The sequence below is a fragment of the Onishia niordana genome (genome assembly GCF_004798965.1).
GTDB lineage: Bacteria > Pseudomonadota > Gammaproteobacteria > Pseudomonadales > Halomonadaceae > Onishia > Onishia niordana.
This window is the reverse complement of sequence record NZ_SDSD01000001.1, coordinates 368638-389782: the sequence shown is the minus strand read 5'-3', so window position 1 is coordinate 389782 and position 21145 is coordinate 368638. Positions and strand designations below refer to the sequence as shown.

Here is a 21145-nt window from a genome sequence, read left to right as displayed (position 1 = left end):
TATTCGAAGAAGCTGCATGTGGGTGGCGATGGCACGCCGTATGGTCCCGGGCTTGGACACCAAGGCCGGTTTTGGTGATTCTTTAATGGCGAATGGCCCATGATTCAGGTATCTCTGCCCTTCACCCGTGAAGAGTACGCGAGCAGGCTGTGGAAGGTGCGTGTCGAGATGGCCAGCCGTGGTATTGACGTAATAATCGTCAGTGATCCCTCTAATATGGCCTGGCTGACCGGCTACGATGGCTGGTCATTTTATGTGCACCAATGCGTTCTGGTAGGTCTCGAGGGCGAACCGGTCTGGTATGGGCGGCGCATGGACGCCAATGGGGCCCTGCGAACCTGCTGGATTGATCCCGAAAACATTACCTACTATCCGGATTACTATGTGCAGAATCCGGATATGCATCCCATGGACTATCTGGCCCAGACCATCTTGCCGCATTACGGCTGGCATCAGGGCGTGGTAGGCATGGAGATGGATAACTACTATTTCTCGGCCAAGGCCTATCAGAGTCTGCTGCGCGAGTTGCCTCACGCTCGCTTTATCGACGCCAATGCCCTGGTCAACTGGTGCCGGGCGATCAAATCGCCGCAAGAGGTCGAGTACATGCGCGTGGCGGCGAAGATCGTCGAGGGCATGCATACGCGTATCCTCGAGATGATTGAGCCAGGGTTGCCAAAGAGCAAGCTGGTGTCGGAGATCTACCGGGTCGGTATCGAAGGCTGGCGTGATGAACAGGGCAAGATTTTTGGCGGTGACTATCCGGCTATCGTGCCGATGCTTCCCACGGGCAGCGATGCTGCTGCACCGCATCTGACCTGGGACGATACTCCCTTCCGCACAGGCGAGGGCACCTTCTTCGAGATTGCCGGTGTCTTCAAGCGCTATCACGCGCCGATGTCGCGCACCATTTATCTGGGCACGCCGCCACGGGACTTTATCCGCGCCGAGTCGGCATTGCTCGAGGGCATTGAGAATGGCCTGGCGGTCGCCAAGCCTGGTAACCGCTGTGCGGACATCGCCATGGCCCTGGGCTCGGCCATGGATAAGTACGGCTTCGACCGCGGCGGCGCCCGTTGTGGCTATCCCATCGGCATCAGCTATCCACCTGACTGGGGGGAGCGCACCATGAGCCTGCGTCCCTCCGACGAAACCATTCTCGAGCCTGGGATGACCTTTCACTTCATGCCGGGTATGTGGGATGACGATTGGGGGCTGGAAATCACCGAAAGCATTCTGATCACTGACACAGGTTGCGAAACGCTGGCCGACTTCCCACGTCAGCTGTTCGTCAAATAAGGAGACCCTAATGAACATGTCTGCCAGCCGAGTTCGGCCGAGCCCCATTTCCGCGACGGTCGACTTCGACGCCGATGGCGTTCAGCACGGTTTTCTCAAGCTGCCGATCTCCAATGACGAGTCGGCCTGGGGGGCGGTGATGATACCGGTCACCGTGATCAAGAATGGCGAGGGCCCCACGGCACTGCTGACCGGCGGTAATCATGGTGATGAGTATGAGGGCATCACGGCGCTGATGAAGCTGGCCAATGACCTTTCCCCCGAACAGGTGCATGGCCGGGTGATCATCGTGCCGATGATGAATACGCCTGCCGCTCAGGCAGGCAGGCGGACGTCGCCGATGGATAGTGGCAACCTCAATCGCAGCTTTCCGGGTAATCCGGACGGCAGTGTGACCGAACAGATTGCCGATTACTTCACTCGCTATCTGGTGCCGGTGTGTGATGTGGTCTTGGACCTTCACTCGGGTGGGCGAACCCTGGATATTGTGCCCTTTGCGGCCTCTCACCAGCTCGAGGATTCGGACCTGCAGCACCGCGCACTGGAGGGGGCCAAGGCCTTTGGGGCACCCACCGCGATGATGATGTTCGAGCTTGATGCCGAGAAGCTCTTCGATACGGCCGTAGAGCGACAGGGCAAGGTCTTCGTGGCGACCGAGTTGGGCGGTGGCGGTACCACGACGCCCGAGCGTATGAGAATCGCCGAACGTGGGGTCAACAACTTCCTTATTCACTATGGCTTGATTGATGGCGAGCTCGAAGGCCCTGCCGAGCCACAGGTCTATGTCGATATGCCGGATGCGTCCTGCTATGTGCAGAGCGAACACCAGGGGTTGCTCGAGCTGACCGTAGCCTTGGGCGAAACGGTAGCCAAAGGCCAAGTGATGGCTAGGGTTTATGACATGAGCCGCACTGGCACGGCGCCTGTTGAGTACCGCGCCGGTCGCAGTGGCCTCCTGGTGGCGCGACGCTTCCCGGCTCAGGTGGGCATGGGCGATACCATCGCGGTCATCGCCGACGTTGTCGACGCTTTGGACGGATGAGCCCACGATGAAGCTCGATCGCTATGATCTGAAGATTCTCGAGATTCTGGCTGAGGATGGGCGCATTACCAAGTCGCGCCTGGCCGAGGCCATCAATCTCTCGGTCAGCCCCTGTTGGGAGCGTGTGCGGCGACTCGAGAAGGCCGGCATCATCGAAGGATATAGTGCGTGTATCAACTCCCGCATGGTGGTACACCGTACGCCAGTCTGGGTACAGATCGAACTCAACTCACATCACGCGGGAGATTTTCAGCGTTTCGAGTCTGAGATCATGGCCACGCCTGAAGTAACCGAGTGCGTGGCCGTGGGCGGGGGAGTCGATTACCTGATCAAGGTCGAAACACAGTCCATTGATGCCTATCAGCGACTGATCGACGGCTGGTTGATGTCGGAAATTGGTATCCAGCGCTATTTCACCTATATCGTCACCAAGACCGTCAAGCATGTCGCCCCGCCTATGGAGCTTGCGATAGATTAAATTGCGCCCGTGTAAATCTCGTGGATTCCACTCACAGCCAATCTGACATAAGCTGGCCTGGTAGCAAGCAGTTTGGCGATATCGCCTACTACGAGGGTGATTGGCGCATGAGGCAGCCAATCGTTTTTTAGGCTATCGCAGCGAAGAGGTTTACATGTCTTACTTCACGATTGCAGGTGTGCAGCTCCAGGCACATCACCACGGTGACAACACCGCAGCCATGCGTGCTCGCATCGAGACGTTGATGTCGCGTTTCCCCCATGTGCAAATGGTGGTTTTCAGCGAACTGATGGCTCATGGCGCTTCTACGCTTAATGCTCAGCCCATGCCCAGCGCTACTGAGGCCATGTTCTGTGAGCTTGCCGAGAAACATCGCCTGTGGCTGATTCCAGGCTCGATGTTCGAGCAAGCCGGTGAGAGCGTCTACAATACCCTTAGCGTGATCAACCCGCAGGGGCAGGTGGTCAATCGTTTCCGCAAGATGTTCCCCTTCCGCCCTTACGAGGTCGGCGTCGAAAGCGGTACCGAGTTTGTGGTCTTCGACGTGCCCAACATCGGACGTTTCGGCGTTTCGATTTGTTACGATATGTGGTTCCCGGAAACGACCCGGACGCTCGCCGCCATGGGTGCCGAGGTCATCCTGCATCCCACCATGACCGATACCATCGACCGTGATATCGAGTTGTCGATCGCGCGCACCAATGCAGCGGTCAATCAGTGCTATTTCTTCGATATCAACGGGGCGGGTGCACTAGGAAATGGCCGCTCTATCGTGGTCGGGCCGTCCGGGGATGTTATTCACCAGGCGGGTATCGGCGAAGAAATCATGCCGATTGAAATTGATGTCTCACGCGTGCGCCGTGAGCGCGAGGCGGGGCTTCGTGGGCTTGGCCAGCCACTCAAGAGTTTCCGCGATCGTCAGGTAGATTTTTCGCTGTATCGGAGCGAAGCCGGCTCCTTTCCCTTCTTCGACACCCTGGGCCCGCTCGTGAAGCCGGCGCGTCGGGATATCGAGCCCTATTGATCGCTGTCTGTTAACGGGCGGTGAGCACTGAAAAGGAGTTCATGGTGGTAACCCATCTCATGCAAGGTCTACGACGTCTGTTTTCTCGCCTGATGAGTCATAGCAGCGCCGCCCCGGATGGCGGCGCGTCTATCCCCGCCTCGAAAGCATCGCAGGAACGTCACTCAACTGGAGCCAATTCAATGACAAAAAAATTGACCAGCATCTCCGATGTCCGCCGTTTCTTTCATAACAACAAGGAGCCGGTCTACTTTATTTCGGCGACCAACTTCAACCTCCTGGGAATCGGCGATTGGGTGGGGAATTTCCGCCATATCAACTACATCAACTGCTTCGATGACAAACAGAAGAACGTCTTCGTGCCCAAGGAGAAGTTTCCGCGTGACTTCGAGAGTATCGAGGACATCAACAATTACCTGCTCGAACATAAGGAAGTCATTGACTATGTCCGCTCTCGAGGCGAGCAGGGGGTAGCTGCCTTCCTGATGTTCGACGAGCACACCGAAGAGATCTGTGAGCAGCTGGGGCTGAGGGTCGCCTTCCCGCCGGCCAAGTTGCGTTCACGTATGGATAACAAGATTGAAACGGTGCGCATCGGCAACAAGGCGGGTGTGCCCAGCGTGCCCAACGTGCTTGCCAAGGTCGACAGCTATCAGCACTTGATGGAAATCTGTGAGGAGCTGGGTACGACCGATCTGGTTATCCAGTCGGCATATGGTGACTCCGGTCACACGACCTTCTTCGTCTCGAATGAAGATGAATATTATCGCCACGCCGAAGAGATCGAGGCCGAAGAAGAGGTCAAGATCATGAAGCGCATCAACTGCCGTGGTTCGGCGATTGAGGCTTGCGCGACGCGTTGCGGTACGGTGGTGGGCCCGCTGATGACCGAACTGGTCGGCTTCAAGACCCTGACGCCTTACAAGGGTGGCTGGTGCGGCAACGAAATGTTCGCTGGCGCCTTCTCCCAGGAAGTGCGTGACAAGGCTCAGGAATACACCAACAAGTTTGGTGAGGCGCTGAGTGAAGAAGGCTATCGCGGCTACTTCGAGCTCGATTTCCTGATCGATATAGACACCAACGATGTCTATCTTGGCGAACTCAATCCGCGCGTCACCGGTGCCAGCTCGCTGACCAACGTGGCTGCCTTTGCTCATTCAGATGTGCCGCTTTTCCTGTTCCACCTGCTCGAGTTCTCGGATCAAGACTTCGATATCGATATCCAAGCTGTCAACGACCGTTGGGCACACCCGGACAGCATCGACAGCTGGAGCCAGCTGGTCATCAAGCACACCGATGAAACCGTGGACCTGCTTACCCAGGCACCGCAGTCTGGCGTATGGCGTATGGCCGAAGACGGTAACATCGCCTTCGATCACTATGATTCCCATCCACATGCTGCCGAGAGCGAGCAGGAAGCCTTCTTCATGCGTATCAGCGGCGTGGGCGATTTCCGCTACGAGGGAGCGGATCTCGGTATCCTGATTACCCGAGGACGCCTGATGGATGATGACTTCCAGCTGACCGAGCGAGCCAAGGCCTGGATCGACGGTATTCGCGGCCAGTATGCCGGCCAGTCACTGCAGGATCCTGTGGTAGAGCAGGTGGCTGTCAGCCATGCGGTCGGTGGCGGCAACTTCAAGATCCTTTGATGAAAAATACCGCAATGGGACGGTACGGACGCGAGTGGGGGGCTGACGAAGTCAAGCACCTGATCTTCCGCACCGTCCATGAGCCCGAGGCCGGCGAGAAGTGGCAATCGTTGTTCGAGCTGCACTGGTCGGCCTACGAGCGCTGGTTCCTGTCCGAAGGTGAGCGTGAGCGGCCCGGATACCTGGCCGGCTTCAATGCGCTACGTCGACACATGCCAGAGCTGCTACCGACCTATGAGCGCCTGTGTGCGCTGGCCGGTGGTGGTGACCTCGCGTCACGCATGTTGAGTCTCTACCGTCCACCGGCCTACATCACCGGATGCTCACAGGCGGTGCTGGCCAATGGCAACAGCAATGTGCTGGTGCGCAACTACGATTACCCGACCGAATTGTGTGAAGGCACTATCCTGTCTTCTTGCTGGAATGGTCGTCAGGTCATCGCCATGACAGATTGTCTATGGGGCGTGCTTGATGGCATGAATGACAGCGGTCTGGCGGTTTCCTTGGCCTTTGGTGGGCGAACCGTGGTCGGTGAAGGTTTTGGTGCGCCGATCATCCTGCGCTACATACTGGAGTTCTGCGATACCACGCCGGAAGCCGCCGAGGTGCTCGCCCGCGTGCCGACGCACATGGCTTACAACATTACCGTCAATGATGCCCAGGGACGTTATGTGACGGCGATGATTGCGCCAGATCGCAAGGCCAGCATCAAGCGTGTGCCGGTGGCGACCAATCATCAGAAGAAGATTGAGTGGTATGCCCATGCGCTGGCGTCGGAAACCCTGATTCGCGAGCGGCAACTGTCGATTCTGGTCGATGATGATGCCACCACCGAGGAACGTCTGATCTCGGCATTCTTCGCCCCGCCACTGTACCGTACTGATCATCGGCGTGGACTCGGTACCGTCTATACATCGGTCTACCGGCCCCTTCAGGGCCGCGTGCAGTTTCATTGGCCGGAGCACGAGGTCAATTTGAGCTTCGCGCATTTTCCCGAAACCAGTTTCACCATTCACTACGGGCTACGGCAACACGGCGCTGGCTAGCCCGTGGATTCGGCTGCATGCGGGCAGGATGCCCGTGGCGGTTGCAATAATGACAAGCAGCACTGCTGGGGAAGCACATGAGCGAGACTATTGGAACAGACACGCCTTATACGGCCCTGGGGTTCTACCACAAGATCTCTCAGTTGCGTGCCGATACCTGGAACGCACTCAAGCGAGATCTTGGCAAGCTGATTCATCTGAAGGACGATGCGCAAGCCCGTAACTTGATCAAGGCGATCGACATCAAGCTGACCCGGCTTGAGATCATCGAGGATTACCACGCTTTCCCCTCGAAAGAAGATTTCCGCCATCTCTGGCACTTGTTCAATCGGCAGGAATATTCGCTGCTCGAGAAGGTGGTCAAGCGTCTGGTACGCGCCTTGATCAGCGAGTCCTACCGCCGGCGCCAAGTCGACCTCAGCGAAACGGATGCCGATGCAGAGGATCTTGAGACAATGGATGCCCTGGCGCAGCTGCGCCGTGGTCACCCCACTTCGAACAGCTCCTCGCAGCCGTATTTCGAGGTGCTGATCGTCGATGCCATGTCGCTTCAGGAAGAGGAGGTGGTGCGTGAGGCGTTCCATAACCTGCGCCGCCCCGAGGACAAGTTTGTCTACGATGTCGTAACGGTTCGCAGCTTCGAGGATGCGCTGATCGCGATCCTGGTCAACCCGAACATCCAGGCTTGCCTGATTCGTTACGAATTCCCCTACAAGTCAAAGTATAACTTGAGCGCGCTGCGCAACTATCTCGAGGGACTCTCCGAGGTTGAACTCGAGAACAAGTCCGAGGCAGAGCGCAGCATCCTGCTTAGCTCGATGGTTCGCGAGATTCGTCCTGAGATCGATCAGTTCCTGGTGACCAGTGGTGATGTCGAGGTGACAGCGAGCAAGGATATCCGTCACTTCAACCGGATCTTTTATCGCGAAACGGATTACATCGAGCAGCATCACACCATCCTGCGTGCCATCGATAACCGCTTCCGCACACCCTTCTTCGACGCGCTGCGCGAGTATAGCCGCAAGCCGACCGGCGTTTTCCACGCCATGCCTATCTCCCGGGGCAAATCGATCACTCGCTCGCACTGGGCGGGGCAGATGATCGACTTCTACGGCATCAATATTTTCCTGGCCGAGACCTCGGCGACCTCAGGCGGTCTGGATTCTCTGCTGCAGCCTTATGGGCCGATCAAGAAGGCGCAGGAGTATGCGGCGCGCGCCTTCGGCTCTCGCCAGAGCTTCTTCGTCACCAACGGCACCTCAACGGCCAACAAGATTGTGGTTCAGGCGCTGATCAAGCCCCGAGATATCGTGCTGGTCGATCGTGACTGTCACAAATCTCACCATTACGGCATGGTATTAAGCGGCGCCCATGTGGCCTATCTGGATTCCTATCCGCTTAACGATTACTCAATGTATGGCGCCGTGCCGCTGCGCGAGATCAAGAAGACACTGTTGGAATACAAGCGTTCTGGCCAGCTTCACAAGGTCAAGATGCTGCTGTTGACCAACTGTACCTTCGATGGGGTGGTCTACAACGTTCGCCGGGTCATGGAGGAATGCCTGGCCATCAAGCCGGATCTGGTGTTCCTCTGGGATGAAGCCTGGTTTGCCTTTGCTACCTTCAACCCGACCTATCGGCCACGCACCGCGATGCATGCCGCGCGCCACCTTCGCGACCGCTACCAAAGCGAAGAGTACGCCGCAGAGTATGCCGCCTGGAAGGCCGACTTCGATCAACTCGATCCCGATGATGACGCCACCTGGCTAGAACGGCCGCTGATGCCGGACCCCGAGGTAGTGCGGGTTCGCACCTATGCCACCCACTCGACCCACAAGACCCTGACCTCATTGCGCCAGGGCTCGATGATTCATGTTTACGATCAGGATTTCCGCCAGAAGGTCGAGGCGCCGTTTCATGAAGCCTACATGACCCACACCTCGACATCGCCGAACTATCAGATTCTGGCATCGCTCGACGTGGGGCGGATGCAGGCCGAGATGGAAGGCTTCGAGCTGGTGCATTCGCAGGTCGAAGCGGCGCTCTCGCTCCGCGAGCAGCTTTATACCAATCCGCTCTTGAACAAGTACTTCGAGGTCCTCAAGAACAGTGATCTGGTGCCGGCAGAGTTTCGCCAATCAGGGGTGGAGACCTACTACGACCCCAATGCCGGCTGGAACAAGATGGAGGAAGCCTGGGCCCAGGACGAGTTCGTGGTGGACCCGACGCGTATCACCTTGTCGATTGGCAAGACCGGTATCGACGGTGATGCCTTCAAGAACGACTACCTGATGAACCAGTACGGTATTCAGATCAACAAGACCTCGCGCAATACGGTGCTGTTCATGACCAACATCGGTACCACGCGCGGCGCGATCGCCTACCTGCTGGACGTGCTGATCAAGCTGGCCAAGTCCTTCGATCGGCGCTGGGAAGAAAGCAGCCGTCCCGAACGCAAGATCATCGAGCATCAGGTCAAGTCGCTCCTGCATGATCTGCCGCCGCTGCCGGACTTCAGCCGTTTCCATGACGCCTTCAGGCCGCATGTGGACGATGGTACGCCTGACGGCGATATTCGCCGGGCCTACTTCCTCAGCTACGACGAGGAAAACACCGAGTACCTGCGCTTCGACAATGGCGAACTGCAGCAGGCCATCACGGAGGGGCGTGACGTTGTATCGGCCAGTTTCGTTATCCCCTATCCGCCTGGGTTCCCGGTTCTGGTGCCAGGTCAGGTGGTCAGCGAGGAAATCCTGTATTTCCTGCAGGCGCTAGATGTCACCGAGATACACGGCTATCGTCCTGAGCTGGGGCTGATCGTCTTTACCGAAGATGCTTTGCTGGCGACCTCCGAGGGGTCTGATTGACGTACGCTGCGGCCCTTTGTCGATAGCGGCTGGCACCAGTCCATAAACGTTAATACAAAAAGTATCGCCATCGCCCCGGCCATTCGGTCGGGGCGATGGCGTTTCTGGTCCATCGGCTGGGGCTTTCTGTTCCCTCGCCTGGCGACAGAAGATTCTGGTGCTTTTGGCCACAACACGAAAAAAAACGGGCAGCTGACAGCGGCTGAACAAAAAGTCTCATCTTCCGGAACGTTTTATCCTGTAAGCATCAAACGGCCACTGCCGTTCGAGCCTATTGCAAGCGTGAGCGCCGTTGGCGCTGCTTTTCCAGGAGGTGTTTCATGAAAGTGTCCAAGACGGTAACTCAGCGACTCGAGGATCCGCGTCTCTTTCGTCAGTATGCCTATGTCGACGGCAGATGGACCCATGGCGATGCTGGCCGTGAGGAAGCCGTGACCGACCCGGCCACTGGCGAAGTCTTGGGCCATATTCCCTGGCTGGAGGCGGATCAGATTCACAGCGCCGTGGATGCCGCCGACCGGGCTTTTGTTCAGTGGCGTGCGTTGCGGGCCGATGAGCGCGCCGAGCGGTTACTGGCCTGGTATGACCTTATCCAGGCACACCGCGAAGACCTGGCCATCCTGATGTCCCTGGAACAGGGCAAGCCGCTGCCGGATGCCCGCGGCGAGGTAGAGTACGGCGCCAGCTTCATCAAGTGGTTCGCCGAGCAGGGTAAGCGTACCTTTGGTGAGACCATCCCCAGCCACATCCCTAACGCGGCCCTGGGCACGCTCAAGGAACCGATCGGCATCGCGGCCCTGATTACGCCCTGGAATTTTCCGTTGGCAATGATCACTCGCAAGGCCGGCGCCGCCATGGCGGCCGGCTGTCCGGTGATTGTCAAACCCGCTGGCGAGACGCCATTCTCGGCACTGGCCCTCGCTGAACTGGCCGAGCGAGCCAGTATTCCGGCTGGCGTCTTCAATGTGGTGCTGGGCGAGCCTGCCGAAGTGTCCTCGATTCTTTGCAAGGAGGAGCGCGTCAAGGCACTGTCCTTCACTGGTTCCACACGGGTTGGGCGGCTGTTGCTTGAGCAGTGTGCCGGCACCGTCAAACGCGTTTCGCTGGAGCTGGGTGGCAACGCGCCCTTTATCGTCGGTCCGGACATGGATCCGCGGGAGGCGGCCCTGGCCGCGGTGGCGGCCAAGTTTCAGACCGCCGGTCAGGACTGTCTGGCCGCCAACCGCATCCTGGTGCACGAGTCGATCCATGACGCCTTCGTCGAGCACTTCGCCGAGCGCATGGCGGCGCTGACCGTGGGCAACGGTCTGCAGAGCGAGGTCGATCTCGGCCCGTTGATCCATGCCCAGGCGGTCGAAAAAGCCTCAAGCATTGTCGATGATGCCATCTCCCGGGGCGCGACGCTGGTGGCCGGCGATCAGTCGGCGGCGCCTGGCCCCAACTTCTTCATGCCGGTATTGCTGGCCGGGGTGACCCCGGAGATGAAAGTCTGGCGGGAGGAGAACTTCGCCCCGGTGGCCGGCATCACCGCTTATCGCGATGACGATGAAGTCATTGGCATGGCCAACGATACCGAATACGGCCTTGCCGCCTATGTCTATACCCACGACATCCGCCGTATCTGGAAACTGATGCGTGCACTGGAATTCGGCATGGTCTCGGTCAATTCGGTCAAGATGACCGGTCCGCCGATTCCCTTCGGTGGTGTCAAGCAGTCCGGCCTGGGCCGTGAAGGCGGCGTCAGCGGCATCGATGAGTATCTGGAGACCAAGTACTACTGCCTGGGCGCGCTGGGGTCTGTTTCCGGCAGCTAAGATCGCCCAGGCAGCGCGGCAAGGTGCCAAGCGAACCGTCTTTTTCAGGGATGAAAAAGCCGAGCCCCCAGGGATGGGTTCATGGCGTGTTCGCGGGCACCTTGCTCGCGTCATGCAGCACACCTAATCCAGCACACCTAATCCAGCCCCCTATTCCAGAACAACGCAACACTAAACCCCTCCCTTCATGCCGGGGAGTATCAGGAGAAAGACATGAGTCCCCATCAGGAGCTGATCGATCGCGACCGCAAGGTCACCTTCCATGCGTCCACCCACCTGCGTGACTTCGCGCATGGCGATGCGCCGGGCCGGGTCATTACCGGCGGCCAGGGCATCAATATCGTCGACATGGACGGTCGTGAATTCATCGACGGCTTTGCCGGCCTTTACTGCGTCAACATCGGTTATGGGCGTACCGAGGTGGCTGACGCCATCTACGAGCAGGCCCTGAAGATGTCCTACTACCACACCTATGTGGGGCACTCCAACGAGGCGCAGGTCGCGCTGTCCGAGAAGATTCTCGAACTGGCCGGCCCCGGCATGTCCAAGGTCTACTACGGCATGTCCGGTAGTGACGCCAACGAGACTCAGCTCAAGCTGGTGCGCTATTACAATAATGTGCTCGGCCGGCCGCAGAAGAAAAAAGTCATTTCACGGATGCGCGGTTATCACGGTTCCGGCATCGCGTCTGGGTCGCTGACGGGCCTTAAGGCGTTTCATGATCACTTTGACCTGCCGATCGACACCATCCGTCACACCGAAGCGCCGTACTATTACCACCGTGCTGCCGAGCAGGAAGGCATGACCGAGCGGGAATTCTCGGCCTACTGCGCGACCCGGCTCGAGGAGATGATTCTCGATGAAGGCCCTGACACCGTGGCCGCCTTTATCGGCGAGCCGGTGCTCGGCACCGGTGGCATCGTGCCGCCGCCGGAAGGCTACTGGGCGGCGATCCAGGCGGTACTCGACAAGTACGATGTGCTGCTGATCGCTGATGAAGTGGTATGCGGCTTCGGTCGTATTGGCAGCAACTTTGGCAGCCATCATTACGGCATCAAGCCGGACCTGATCACCGTGGCCAAGGGCCTGACCAGTGCCTATCAGCCGCTGTCCGGGGTGATCGTCGGTGATCGCGTATGGCAGGTGCTTGAGCAGGGGACCGGCGAGTACGGCCCGATCGGCCATGGCTGGACCTACTCCGGCCATGCGCTGGGCTGTGCGGCGGGCTTGGCCAACCTCGCGATCATCGAGCGCGAAGGCCTCACCGCCAACGCCGCCGAGACCGGTGCCTACCTTCAGCAGCAGATGCAGGCCACCTTCGGCGACCATCCGATCGTCGGGCAGGCTCGTGGTGTGGGCATGCTGGCCTCGCTTGAGTTTTCCGCCAATCCGGCCAAGCGTGCCCACTTCGACCCAAGCCTCAAGGTCGGCCCGCGCATCGCAGCAGCGGCGCTAGAAGAGAACCTTATCGCGCGGGCCATGCCGCAAGGGGACATCCTCGGTTTCGCGCCACCGCTGATCGCCAGCCGTGATCAGGTCGATGAGATCATCGCCCGTACCCAGCGTGCCGTGGACAAGGTGACCGATGAACTCACCAAGTCAGGCGACCTGCGCTGAGCGCTGCCGGCAGCGAGTGGTTCGCTTGCCATGACAGCTAAGCGCTGACAGCAAGCCAGACGCGCCGCCCAAAAGGGCGGCGCGTCTGGTTCTGGCCAGAGCGATCTGAGCTAGTGTTGGTGATGACACGGGTATTAGCTCTCGTGTTTGTCCCGGCGAAGGTCCCGTCACCCCACCTCGGAGAAAGCCCCATGTCTCGCTCCCTCCATGGCGTCACCCTGGCCGAGCTTTACCGAGCCCGTAAGCGCATTGCCGGCCAGGTGGTTCGTTCACCGTTGGTGCGCTCAGCGGCGCTTTCGCAACGCTTCGATGCCGAGGTGCTGCTCAAGCTCGAAACCTGTCAACCCACCGGGGCCTTCAAGCTGCGCGGCGCCACCAATATGATCGCCGCGCTGATCGAACGCCATGGCCGCGAGGCCCTGGCTCGCGGCGTTACCACCGCGTCTACCGGCAATCATGGCCGGGCGGTAGCGTTCGCCGCGGCGCGCCTGGGCGTGCCGGCGACCATCTGCCTATCGACCCTGGTGCCGTCCAACAAGGTCGCCGCCATCGAATCCCTAGGCGCCACCGCTATTCGCGCTGGGGTCAGTCAGGACCAGGCCTTCGAGGAGGTGGCACGCTTGGTCGCCGAGGAGGGCATGAACCTGATCCCGCCTTTCGACGATCCGCTGATTGCCGCTGGCCAGGGCACCATCGGTCTCGAGTTGATGGAAGATGCCCCCCACCTCGACCGGGTCTTCGTCGGGCTCTCCGGCGGTGGTTTACTTGGCGGCATCGGTGCGGCCATGAAGGCCATTCGTCCTGAGGTCCAGGTGACCGGGGTCAGCCTCAGCCGCGGGGCGGCGATGTGGAAGAGCCTCGAGGCCGGCCATCCGGTGGCGGTCGAGGAGGCCGAGAGCCTCGGCGATTCGCTGGGCGGCGGCATTGGGCTTAATAACCGCTGCAGCTTTGCCCTGGTCGACGAGGTGATGGACGATCACTATCAGGTCTCCGAGGCGGCCATCGCCCACGCCATGGTCGATATGCTCGAGAACGAAAAAATGCTGGTCGAAGGTGCCGCGGTGGTGGGGCTGGCGGCAATCGTGGAGCACAACATCGACATTCGAGGGCAGACGGTTGTGCTGATTGTCTCCGGCAATGGCGTGTCCCTCGAGACGCTTGATCATGCCCGGCGTCTCGTCGCACGCTGAATCATTTCACCGGCTCATCAGGAGGCAGGCAGGCATGCAGCTATTCGACCGGGCGGCGATCAGCGAGGCCGTGACGCTGGATCAGGATGCCCTGGCCGCCGTGGAGGCCGGCTTCGCGGCGCTAGGGCGTGGTGAGGCGGTACAGCCGCCGATTCTTTCCATGTCCATCGAGGAGGCCAATGGCGAAGTCGACGTCAAGACCGCGCATATTCGCGGCTTTTCCCGCTTTGCGATCAAGGTCAGCTCGGGCTTCTTTGATAATCCCAAACAAGGGCTCGCGAGCCTAAACGGCCTGATGATGGTGTTCTCGGCTCATACCGGCCTGGTCGAGGCGGTACTCTTCGATGAGGGGTACCTGACCATGCTGCGCACGGCCTTGGCTGGCGCTATAGCCGCCAAGCATCTGTCCCGTGAAGACAGCCGTCGCGTGACAGTGCTGGGGGCCGGCGAGCAGGCCGAACGCCAGATCGAGGCGCTGCGATTGGTGCGGGATATCGAGGCCGTCGATGTCTGGGCGCGTCGATCAGAGGCGGCGCAGGAATACGCCGAGCGGCTGCGTGCCAAGGGGCTTTCGGTGAGCGTTCATGACAGTGTCCGGGCGGCCTGCGCAAAGGCGGATATCATCGTGACCGCCACCTCGTCACATGAGCCGATTCTTACCGCGGCTGACCTGCCTGAGGGCGTGCATGTCACCGCCATGGGGGCTGATAGTCCGCACAAGCGTGAGCTGGAGGCTAGCGTGTTGACTCGTGCCGATGCGTTTGTCTGCGATAGCCGCCCCCAGAGTGTCAAAAACGGTGAGCTCAAGGCCTTCGCGGATGGCGGGGAAGGTGGCGAGCTGCCCTTCAAGGTCTTCGAACTGGGCTCGGTCGTGGCTCAGGGCCTGAGGCTGCGGCTGTCGCCTGCCACCATCACGGTTTGCGACCTTACCGGAACCGGGGTACAGGATACCGCCATCGCTGACTTCGCCCTGCGCCGGCTTGTCTGAGCGTATGACCTTTGACTTCTTGCCGCCACCCCTGATCACGACCACTATGCTCATTAGGACACCTCAGCCAATTGCCGAACGTTGTCGCTACCGTTCCCTAGACCGTTTTTAATATCGCTTTATAGAATCGTTTCATAGGATCGTCTCAAAGGACCCAGGACAAGGAGGCAACATGAGCAAACGCGTACTGGCTTTCGATGTCTACGGCACCCTGATTGATACCCACGGCGTGATTGCCGAACTGGAAGACACCCTGGGAGAGCGGGCTCAGGCCTTTTCCCAGCGTTGGCGCGATAAGCAGCTGGAATACAGCTTTCGGCGGGGCCTGATGGGCGCCTATGCGCCTTTCTCCGACTGCACTCGGCAGGCATTGGAATTTACCGACCGCGCCCTGAATACCGGCCTGAGCGAAGGCCAGATGGATCGCCTGATGGCGACCTACGCGAAGTTGCCGGCCTTTCCCGAGGTCGCCGAGGCGCTGGCGCGTTTCACCCGGGCCGGTGTCGCCTGCGTCGCCTTCTCCAACGGCACCCGTGATGCGGTCGAGGAATTACTTGGTCAGGCCGGACTGCGTGAGCACTTTGACGACATCATCAGCGTCGACGAGATCAAGCGCTTCAAGCCCGACCCCGCCGTGTATGCGCACCTGCGTGATCGCACGGAAAGCGAGGCTCAGGACACCTGGTTGATTTCGAGCAATCCCTTCGACGTAATCGGGGCACGCCATGCCGGCCTGCATGCCGCCTGGATACGTCGGAGCGCCGAGGCGCCCTTCGACGCCTGGGGGGGCGAGCCCGATATCACCGTGACGGATCTGTTCGCGCTTAGCGATCACATGGGGTAAAGCAATAAGGCGTACCCTATCGTCGGGGTTCCGCACTTCTCGGTGTCGGCCCTGTCCACAGGAAGGGTTCAAACCGAAAGGAATAGCACCATGACCACGTCAAGACTCGCGCTCGTCGCCGTGACCCTCTTCAGCCTGTCCGGTATCGCCTTGGCCGAGGAAAGGGCCGATGGCATCGAGGTTATGGACAGTTCGAAGGATATCCAGTCTGTCGATCAGGGATTGCGGGAGGCGCTGGACAGTAAGGGCCTGACCCTGTTTACGGTCATTGATCATGCGGCCAATGCCGAGCAGGCGGGTCTCGCGTTGCCGCCCACCCGTACCTTCGTATTCGGCAATCCCAAGGCCGGTACGCCGATGATGCAGTGTCAGGGCAGCATGGCGCTGGATCTGCCACAGAAGATGGTACTCCGCCAGCGTGATGCCGGTACGCGTCTTGAATGGAACTCCCCACATTACCTGGCCAAGCGACATCAGTTGACCGACTGTGAGTTGCCGCTGGATAAGGTGTCGAACCTTCTCGAATCCCTGGCAGAAGAAGCCGCCAGCCCCTGAGCGACGACGGCGACCCTCACGTCGTCCGGTGATCATCTGCCGGGCTGTCTTGGTAGTGCTGCCCCGCCTGGTGGAGTAGCTGGAACTGCTTGTCACACTCGCTGCAGGCATGGCACATGCTCAGGTGAACGCGCAAGACGAGGCGCTCCTTTAGGCTCAGGGGGGCGTCGAGGCGCTTGGACATCAGCTTGGTGACCTCCCTGCACATCATCATCTTGATCATTGGTCATGCTCCGAGAGGTCGTGCTGGGAAAGGTCGTGTTGGGAGAGAAAACCGCGTTCGATGCAGGCCCTCAGTCGAAGGCGAGCACGATGCAGGATCACCCAGCAGTTGTTTTCCTTCAGTCCGGTCTCCTTGCAGATATCCGCGGTAGAGAGCCCCATCAGCTCGCGCAGCGAGAAGACGCGGGCGATGTTGTCGGGCAGGGCGATCATGCAGGTGTCAAAGACCCGCCAGAAGTGCTCGTTGGCGAAGGTGGCTTCCGGGTCGCCCCAGTCCGAGGGGCGGGCGGCAACCTGCCAATGTCCGCTCTGTTGAAACTGCCGATCGATGGCATCGTCATCGCTCTCGTCGTCGAAGGGCTGCCACCTGCCCTGGCGTCGCTGGGCGCGTAGGGCATCGAGGATCTTGTACTTGAGGATGCCGAAGACCCAGGTCTCGTAGCCTGAACGCCCGGCGAAGTCGGCGTCCTTCTCGATGGCCGTGGCCAACGCCTCCTGCACCGCATCCTCGGCAAGCGCCGGCTCTCTCAGCTGCAGTCGGGCGAAGGACACCAGCCGTGGCCTTACCGCTGCCAGGCGCTGCATCCGTGCATGGGGGTCGTCCGTTGTTGCCGCCGTCATGGCATCACCTGTCGTCGATAGCTCTTCGTATCATGACCCGATGAGGAGAAAGATCAAGGCGATGCATGTTCGCTCTGCCAGACTAAGTGTGCTCAGTCGCGCAGATCTTACCGCCGGCCGGGTGCCCTGTTCGCGGTGTCGCCGTCGTGCTGTTCGCCGGTCATGGCCTGCCAGCGGACGACATCCTCGGGACGATCGATGTCCCAGACCTCGGCGGGCCGGGCGAGGCGCCAGCCCAGGGCTTTCGCTATGGCCAGTGTCTGGTCAAGCACCCGATCGCTGCCCCAGGCAATATCCTGAAAGAATGCCTTTTGCGGCGTCCGCAATCCCACCAGCGCATAGCCGCCGTCCTCCGCCGGCAGCAGCACACCGTCATGGCAGCCAAGGGCCGCCTGACAGTCGCGGAGCAAGGCCGGTGTCAGGGCCGGGCAGTCGCTGCCCACCAGTACCCCTGGTGTTTCCATGGCGGCGAGGGCGGTGAACATGCGCAGCCCCAGATCCCCCTCAGGCTGGGGGCGCAGATTAATGCCGTGATAGTCGGCTAATTCAAGAAACAGAGGATGATCATGCTTAAGGGCGGTCCATAGCACGATGCGGTGAGCGGGGGTCGCGGCGAGTGCCACCGACAGGGTCTGGCGCAGCAATTGCTCGTGCAGTCGGGCGGCGGCCTCGGCGCCAAGGGTCGGTATCAGCCGGGTCTTGACGCGCCCTGTGACCGGTGCTTTGGCGAGGATGGCCAGGGGAAAGCCATCGGGGGGCTGATCAGCGGGCATGACGGTACTCCTCGGCCAATTGATGGCAATCCTCGCCTCGCCAGTAGCGATAACGTAGCCGCCACATCAGCAGCATCGTGGGCCAAAGCCCGTCGTTCTCCCAGCGTCGCCCCGAGCTCACGACCTTCGCGCGCAGGCAGGCGGGTTGTGACAGCTGCTTCAGGCGCTTGCTGATCTCGATGTCTTCCATGAGGGGCTGGTCGGGATAGCCGTTCACGGCCTCGAAGGCGGCACGTGTCATGAACAGCGCCTGATCGCCGGTGGCGATACCGGTAAGTCGCGAGCGCCAGTTCATGCAGATGGCGATGACTCCCAGCATGCTTTGTTCGCCTGAAAGTTGAATGTCGAAGCGCCCCCAACACCGCGAACCCTCGAGGGCCTGGGCAATTTTCCGGTCGGCGCGGCACGGCAGGTGAGTGTCGGCATGCAAGAACAAGAGCTGTTCGCCACAGCTGGCGCGGGCGCCCAGGTTCATCTGTCGTGCCCGCCCCGGTTCGCTTGTGATCACTCGGCTGGCGTGGCGCTGGGCAAGCGCCACGGTAGCGTCCTGGCTGCCGCCATCGACGACGATGATCTCGACGCCGCATACCCACAGACCCAGCAGAGCGGTCAGCTGTCGCTCAATGCTCTCCGCCTCGTTCAGCGTGGGAATGATGATGCTCAGCCGTTTGCGATGATGCGTGGACACGGTTGTCGTCAAGAAGCGCCTCCTAGCTCGATGACGGGGCCGCCGGCGGACTTAGCGTCGGCGGCATCATGTGTAACCATCAACGTTGGCAGGCCCAGGCGATGGACCCGGGCGAAGACCAGCGAGCGCATCTCGTGGCGCAGCGAGGCATCAAGCTTCGAGAAGGGCTCATCCAACAGCATGGCACGGGGCCGCGAGAGCAGCACCCGCATCAGGGCCACTCGCGAACGTTGGCCACCGGAGAGCGTCTCTGGGTCGCGCTTGGCGAGGCCGGCCAGGCCAATTTCCTCGAGCGCCGCCTCGATCCTACGGCGTCTCTCCCGCCGGCTTCCCTCGCGTGGCATACCGAAGGCCAGGTTGCCGCCGACACTCAGGTGGGGAAACAGCAAGGGATCCTGGAACAGCAGTCCCAGGTGGCGCGTTTCCGGCGCCAGGCGGGTGAGGTCGGTGTCATCGAGCAGAACGCGGCCCCGGGCTCGGAAGGCGGGTGCAAGAAAACCGGCGATGTAGGCCAGCAGCGTTGACTTGCCGACGCCGGAGGGGCCCATCAGCGTCAAGACCTCGCCGGGGGCGATGCGCGCATCCAATGACACCAGCGGGCGGTCGCCCTGGTCGATGCGGATATCCTCGAGGATCAGTGCCGCATTGCTTGCCACCTCGGTATTGATTGGGCGCTCGGCACGAGGCTCGGTGGCCCTGGAAGAGGTAAAGGAATCGAGAAGGGTCACGGGTTGAGCACTCCACTTCGGCGATGCATCAGCAGGCGCGGCAGGGTCAGTGCCAGGGCGAAGGCCAGGGCGGGTAGCAGCAGCTGCATCAGCGCATAGACGGCAGCCAGCCGGCGATCGCCGCCGCTTGCCAGGCTGACCGCCTCGGTGGTCAGGGTCGTCAGGCGCCCGGCGCTCATCAGCAGGGTCGGCAGGTACTGGCCGACGCTCACCGCGAAACCGACGGCGGCGGCGGTCAGGATCGGTACCGTGAGCAGCGGCAGGCGCACTCGCATGAAACGGCTCGCCGGCGAGTGGCCGAGACCGGCCGCCACCTGCGCCCAGCGCGGGTCGATGCGCCGGTAGCTTTCCGACAGCGACAGGAACACATAGGGCAGTACGAAGAGGCTATGGGCCAGTATCACCGCCATTGCCCCCGGGGCCAGCCCTGCTTGGACCTGCAGCTGCACGAGACCGAACAGGAAGGCGACGGGCGGCACGACGAGGGGCAGATACAATACCAGTTCCGCCCAGGCGGCCATGCCACGGCCGCGCAGGTGCTCGGCCTCCAGAGCGCCGATCGCCAGCACCAGCGAAAGCCCGGTGGCCGCTAGGCCGATCACTGCCGTCTGGGCAAGCGGTTCTTTGAGACCCGGCATCGCCCCACGCCAGGCATGCAGACTCAAGGGGCTCGGCAGTGTGGCCGGGAACGGCCACCAGGCGGCCAGCGACCACAGCACCAGGCCCACGAGGCTGCCGCCAAGCAGCGCCACGGCCAGCAGGGTAGTGAGCCCGCCGGCACCAGCCCACAGGCGGTCGCCCGAGTGGCGGCGACCGTCGGTCAGGGCGGCTTGGGTGAGCCTTGCGACCAGTCGCTCGCCAAGCCACCAGAGCCCGAGGGCCGCAAGCGTCACGCCGAGCTGCAGCAGGGCCGCCGCCGAGGCCACGAAGCGCATCGTAAGGTCCGGGTCGTTGATCCAGCGCACCACCGCCACTGCCAGCGGGGGCGGGGTGGTGGGGCCGAGGATCATCGCGACCTCGACATTGGCGGAGGCGAAGGCGATCACCGCATAGACCGGTAGCCGAATCAGCGGATAGAGCCCCGGCAGCACCGCCTTGGCAAAGGCGGTGAGCGGCGCGTAGCCCAGCGAGCGTGCCAGCCGCAGGCGTGACTGCGCCTGGCACTGGGGCAGGGCAGCAAGGCTCATCAGCAAGAGGAAGGGCACCTCCTTGATGACCAGCCCAAGGATGAGCCCCAGACCCCAGGGGTCGCCGGGGAAGAGATAGTCCGGCGGTGTGTCAAGGCCGCTGGGCCAGGGCGAGATCAGCCGGCTGGCGAGTCCCGAGGGCGTCAGCAGGAAGGCGATGCCGATGGCGGCGGCGGCATGGGGGACCGCCAACAAGGGAGATAGCAGGCGGCGCACCAACGCCAGGGCGCGGGTTTCGGCGAAGGCGCCGATAAACAGCATCACGATGGCAAGCGAGATAAGCGCGCTTGCGAGCCCGGTGGTCAGGCTCAGACGCACCATGTCGGCAAGCCCAGGCGTTGCGGCGAGGGTCTGCCAGTGCTCGAGGGTCAGCTCGTGGCCGCCCAGCGCCGGTAACCAACCCAGTGCCGGGGCCAAGACCCCGGCCAGCCCGCCGGCCACCGGCAGGCTCAGCAGGGCAATGGCGACCCAGGGCAGGGCCCGGATGGTCGGTGAGAAGAACACCATTGC

19 protein-coding genes are annotated in these 21145 nt (G+C 61.1%); 13 read left to right on the top strand and 6 right to left on the bottom strand.

Going from position 1 to position 21145, the window contains the following annotated elements; translation table 11 throughout:
• Positions 1-99: 99 nt before the first annotated feature.
• The 13 genes from doeA (at position 100) to ETC27_RS01625 (ending at position 16416) form a co-directional block, all read left to right on the top strand.
• Positions 100-1299, top strand: coding sequence for an ectoine hydrolase DoeA (gene doeA, locus ETC27_RS01685; protein WP_136253245.1), 1200 nt, complete (start codon positions 100-102; stop codon positions 1297-1299).
• Between the two features lie 10 nt (positions 1300-1309).
• Positions 1310-2341 (top strand): N(2)-acetyl-L-2,4-diaminobutanoate deacetylase DoeB, encoded by a 1032-nt coding sequence (gene doeB, locus ETC27_RS01680; RefSeq protein WP_136253244.1) that lies wholly within the window; start codon positions 1310-1312, stop codon positions 2339-2341.
• Positions 2342-2348: 7 nt separating this feature from the next.
• Positions 2349-2819 (top strand): Lrp/AsnC family transcriptional regulator, encoded by a 471-nt coding sequence (locus ETC27_RS01675; RefSeq protein ID WP_136253243.1) that lies wholly within the window; start codon positions 2349-2351, stop codon positions 2817-2819.
• A gap of 154 nt (positions 2820-2973) precedes the next feature.
• Positions 2974-3843, top strand: coding sequence for a carbon-nitrogen hydrolase family protein (locus tag ETC27_RS01670; protein ID WP_136253242.1), 870 nt, complete (start codon positions 2974-2976; stop codon positions 3841-3843).
• A 41-nt stretch (positions 3844-3884) separates the two neighbouring features.
• Positions 3885-5495 (top strand): biotin carboxylase, encoded by a 1611-nt coding sequence (locus ETC27_RS01665; RefSeq protein ID WP_276605682.1) that lies wholly within the window; start codon positions 3885-3887, stop codon positions 5493-5495.
• Positions 5495-6541 carry a C45 family autoproteolytic acyltransferase/hydrolase gene (locus ETC27_RS01660; RefSeq protein ID WP_240724756.1) on the top strand — a complete coding sequence of 349 codons (1047 nt, stop codon included), beginning with the start codon at positions 5495-5497 and terminating at the stop codon, positions 6539-6541. Before ETC27_RS01665 ends, ETC27_RS01660 begins: the two co-directional genes overlap by 1 nt.
• A gap of 77 nt (positions 6542-6618) precedes the next feature.
• Positions 6619-9408, top strand: a complete 2790-nt coding sequence (locus ETC27_RS01655; protein WP_136253241.1) for an aminotransferase class I/II-fold pyridoxal phosphate-dependent enzyme — start codon at positions 6619-6621, stop codon at positions 9406-9408.
• A gap of 320 nt (positions 9409-9728) precedes the next feature.
• A complete protein-coding gene (locus ETC27_RS01650) occupies positions 9729-11222 on the top strand; it encodes an NAD-dependent succinate-semialdehyde dehydrogenase (protein WP_136253240.1) in 1494 nt (497 codons plus the stop codon).
• A 213-nt stretch (positions 11223-11435) separates the two neighbouring features.
• Entirely contained in the window at positions 11436-12839 is a 1404-nt protein-coding gene (locus tag ETC27_RS01645) for an aspartate aminotransferase family protein (RefSeq protein ID WP_136253239.1), read from the top strand.
• Positions 12840-13030: 191 nt separating this feature from the next.
• Entirely contained in the window at positions 13031-14029 is a 999-nt protein-coding gene (eutB, locus tag ETC27_RS01640) for a hydroxyectoine utilization dehydratase EutB (protein ID WP_136253238.1), read from the top strand.
• 34 nt (positions 14030-14063) lie between these two features.
• Positions 14064-15017, top strand: a complete 954-nt coding sequence (locus ETC27_RS01635) for a cyclodeaminase (RefSeq protein WP_136253237.1) — start codon at positions 14064-14066, stop codon at positions 15015-15017.
• A gap of 172 nt (positions 15018-15189) precedes the next feature.
• Positions 15190-15861, top strand: coding sequence for a haloacid dehalogenase type II (locus ETC27_RS01630; protein WP_136253236.1), 672 nt, complete (start codon positions 15190-15192; stop codon positions 15859-15861).
• 90 nt (positions 15862-15951) lie between these two features.
• A complete protein-coding gene (locus ETC27_RS01625; RefSeq protein ID WP_168709005.1) occupies positions 15952-16416 on the top strand; it encodes a DUF302 domain-containing protein in 465 nt (154 codons plus the stop codon).
• A gap of 16 nt (positions 16417-16432) precedes the next feature.
• Here the strand turns inward: ETC27_RS01625 and ETC27_RS01620 are convergent, their stop codons facing one another.
• The 6 genes from ETC27_RS01620 to ETC27_RS01595 form a co-directional block, all read right to left on the bottom strand.
• Positions 16433-16639 (bottom strand): zf-HC2 domain-containing protein, encoded by a 207-nt coding sequence (locus ETC27_RS01620; protein WP_240724755.1) that lies wholly within the window; start codon positions 16637-16639, stop codon positions 16433-16435.
• Positions 16636-17259 (bottom strand): sigma-70 family RNA polymerase sigma factor, encoded by a 624-nt coding sequence (locus ETC27_RS01615; protein WP_136253235.1) that lies wholly within the window; start codon positions 17257-17259, stop codon positions 16636-16638. The genes ETC27_RS01620 and ETC27_RS01615 overlap by 4 nt, the downstream gene beginning before the upstream one ends.
• A gap of 107 nt (positions 17260-17366) precedes the next feature.
• Positions 17367-18032 (bottom strand): TIGR04282 family arsenosugar biosynthesis glycosyltransferase, encoded by a 666-nt coding sequence (locus ETC27_RS01610; RefSeq protein WP_136253234.1) that lies wholly within the window; start codon positions 18030-18032, stop codon positions 17367-17369.
• On the bottom strand, positions 18022-18732 hold the full coding sequence (locus ETC27_RS01605) for a TIGR04283 family arsenosugar biosynthesis glycosyltransferase (protein ID WP_240724754.1): 711 nt from the start codon (positions 18730-18732) through the stop codon (positions 18022-18024). Before ETC27_RS01605 ends, ETC27_RS01610 begins: the two co-directional genes overlap by 11 nt.
• Positions 18729-19376, bottom strand: a complete 648-nt coding sequence (locus ETC27_RS01600; protein WP_136253715.1) for an ATP-binding cassette domain-containing protein — start codon at positions 19374-19376, stop codon at positions 18729-18731. The genes ETC27_RS01605 and ETC27_RS01600 overlap by 4 nt, the downstream gene beginning before the upstream one ends.
• 68 nt (positions 19377-19444) lie before the next feature.
• Positions 19445-21142: an ABC transporter permease gene (locus tag ETC27_RS01595; protein ID WP_136253233.1), complete on the bottom strand. Its 1698-nt coding sequence runs from the start codon at positions 21140-21142 to the stop codon at positions 19445-19447.
• Positions 21143-21145 lie beyond the last annotated feature (3 nt).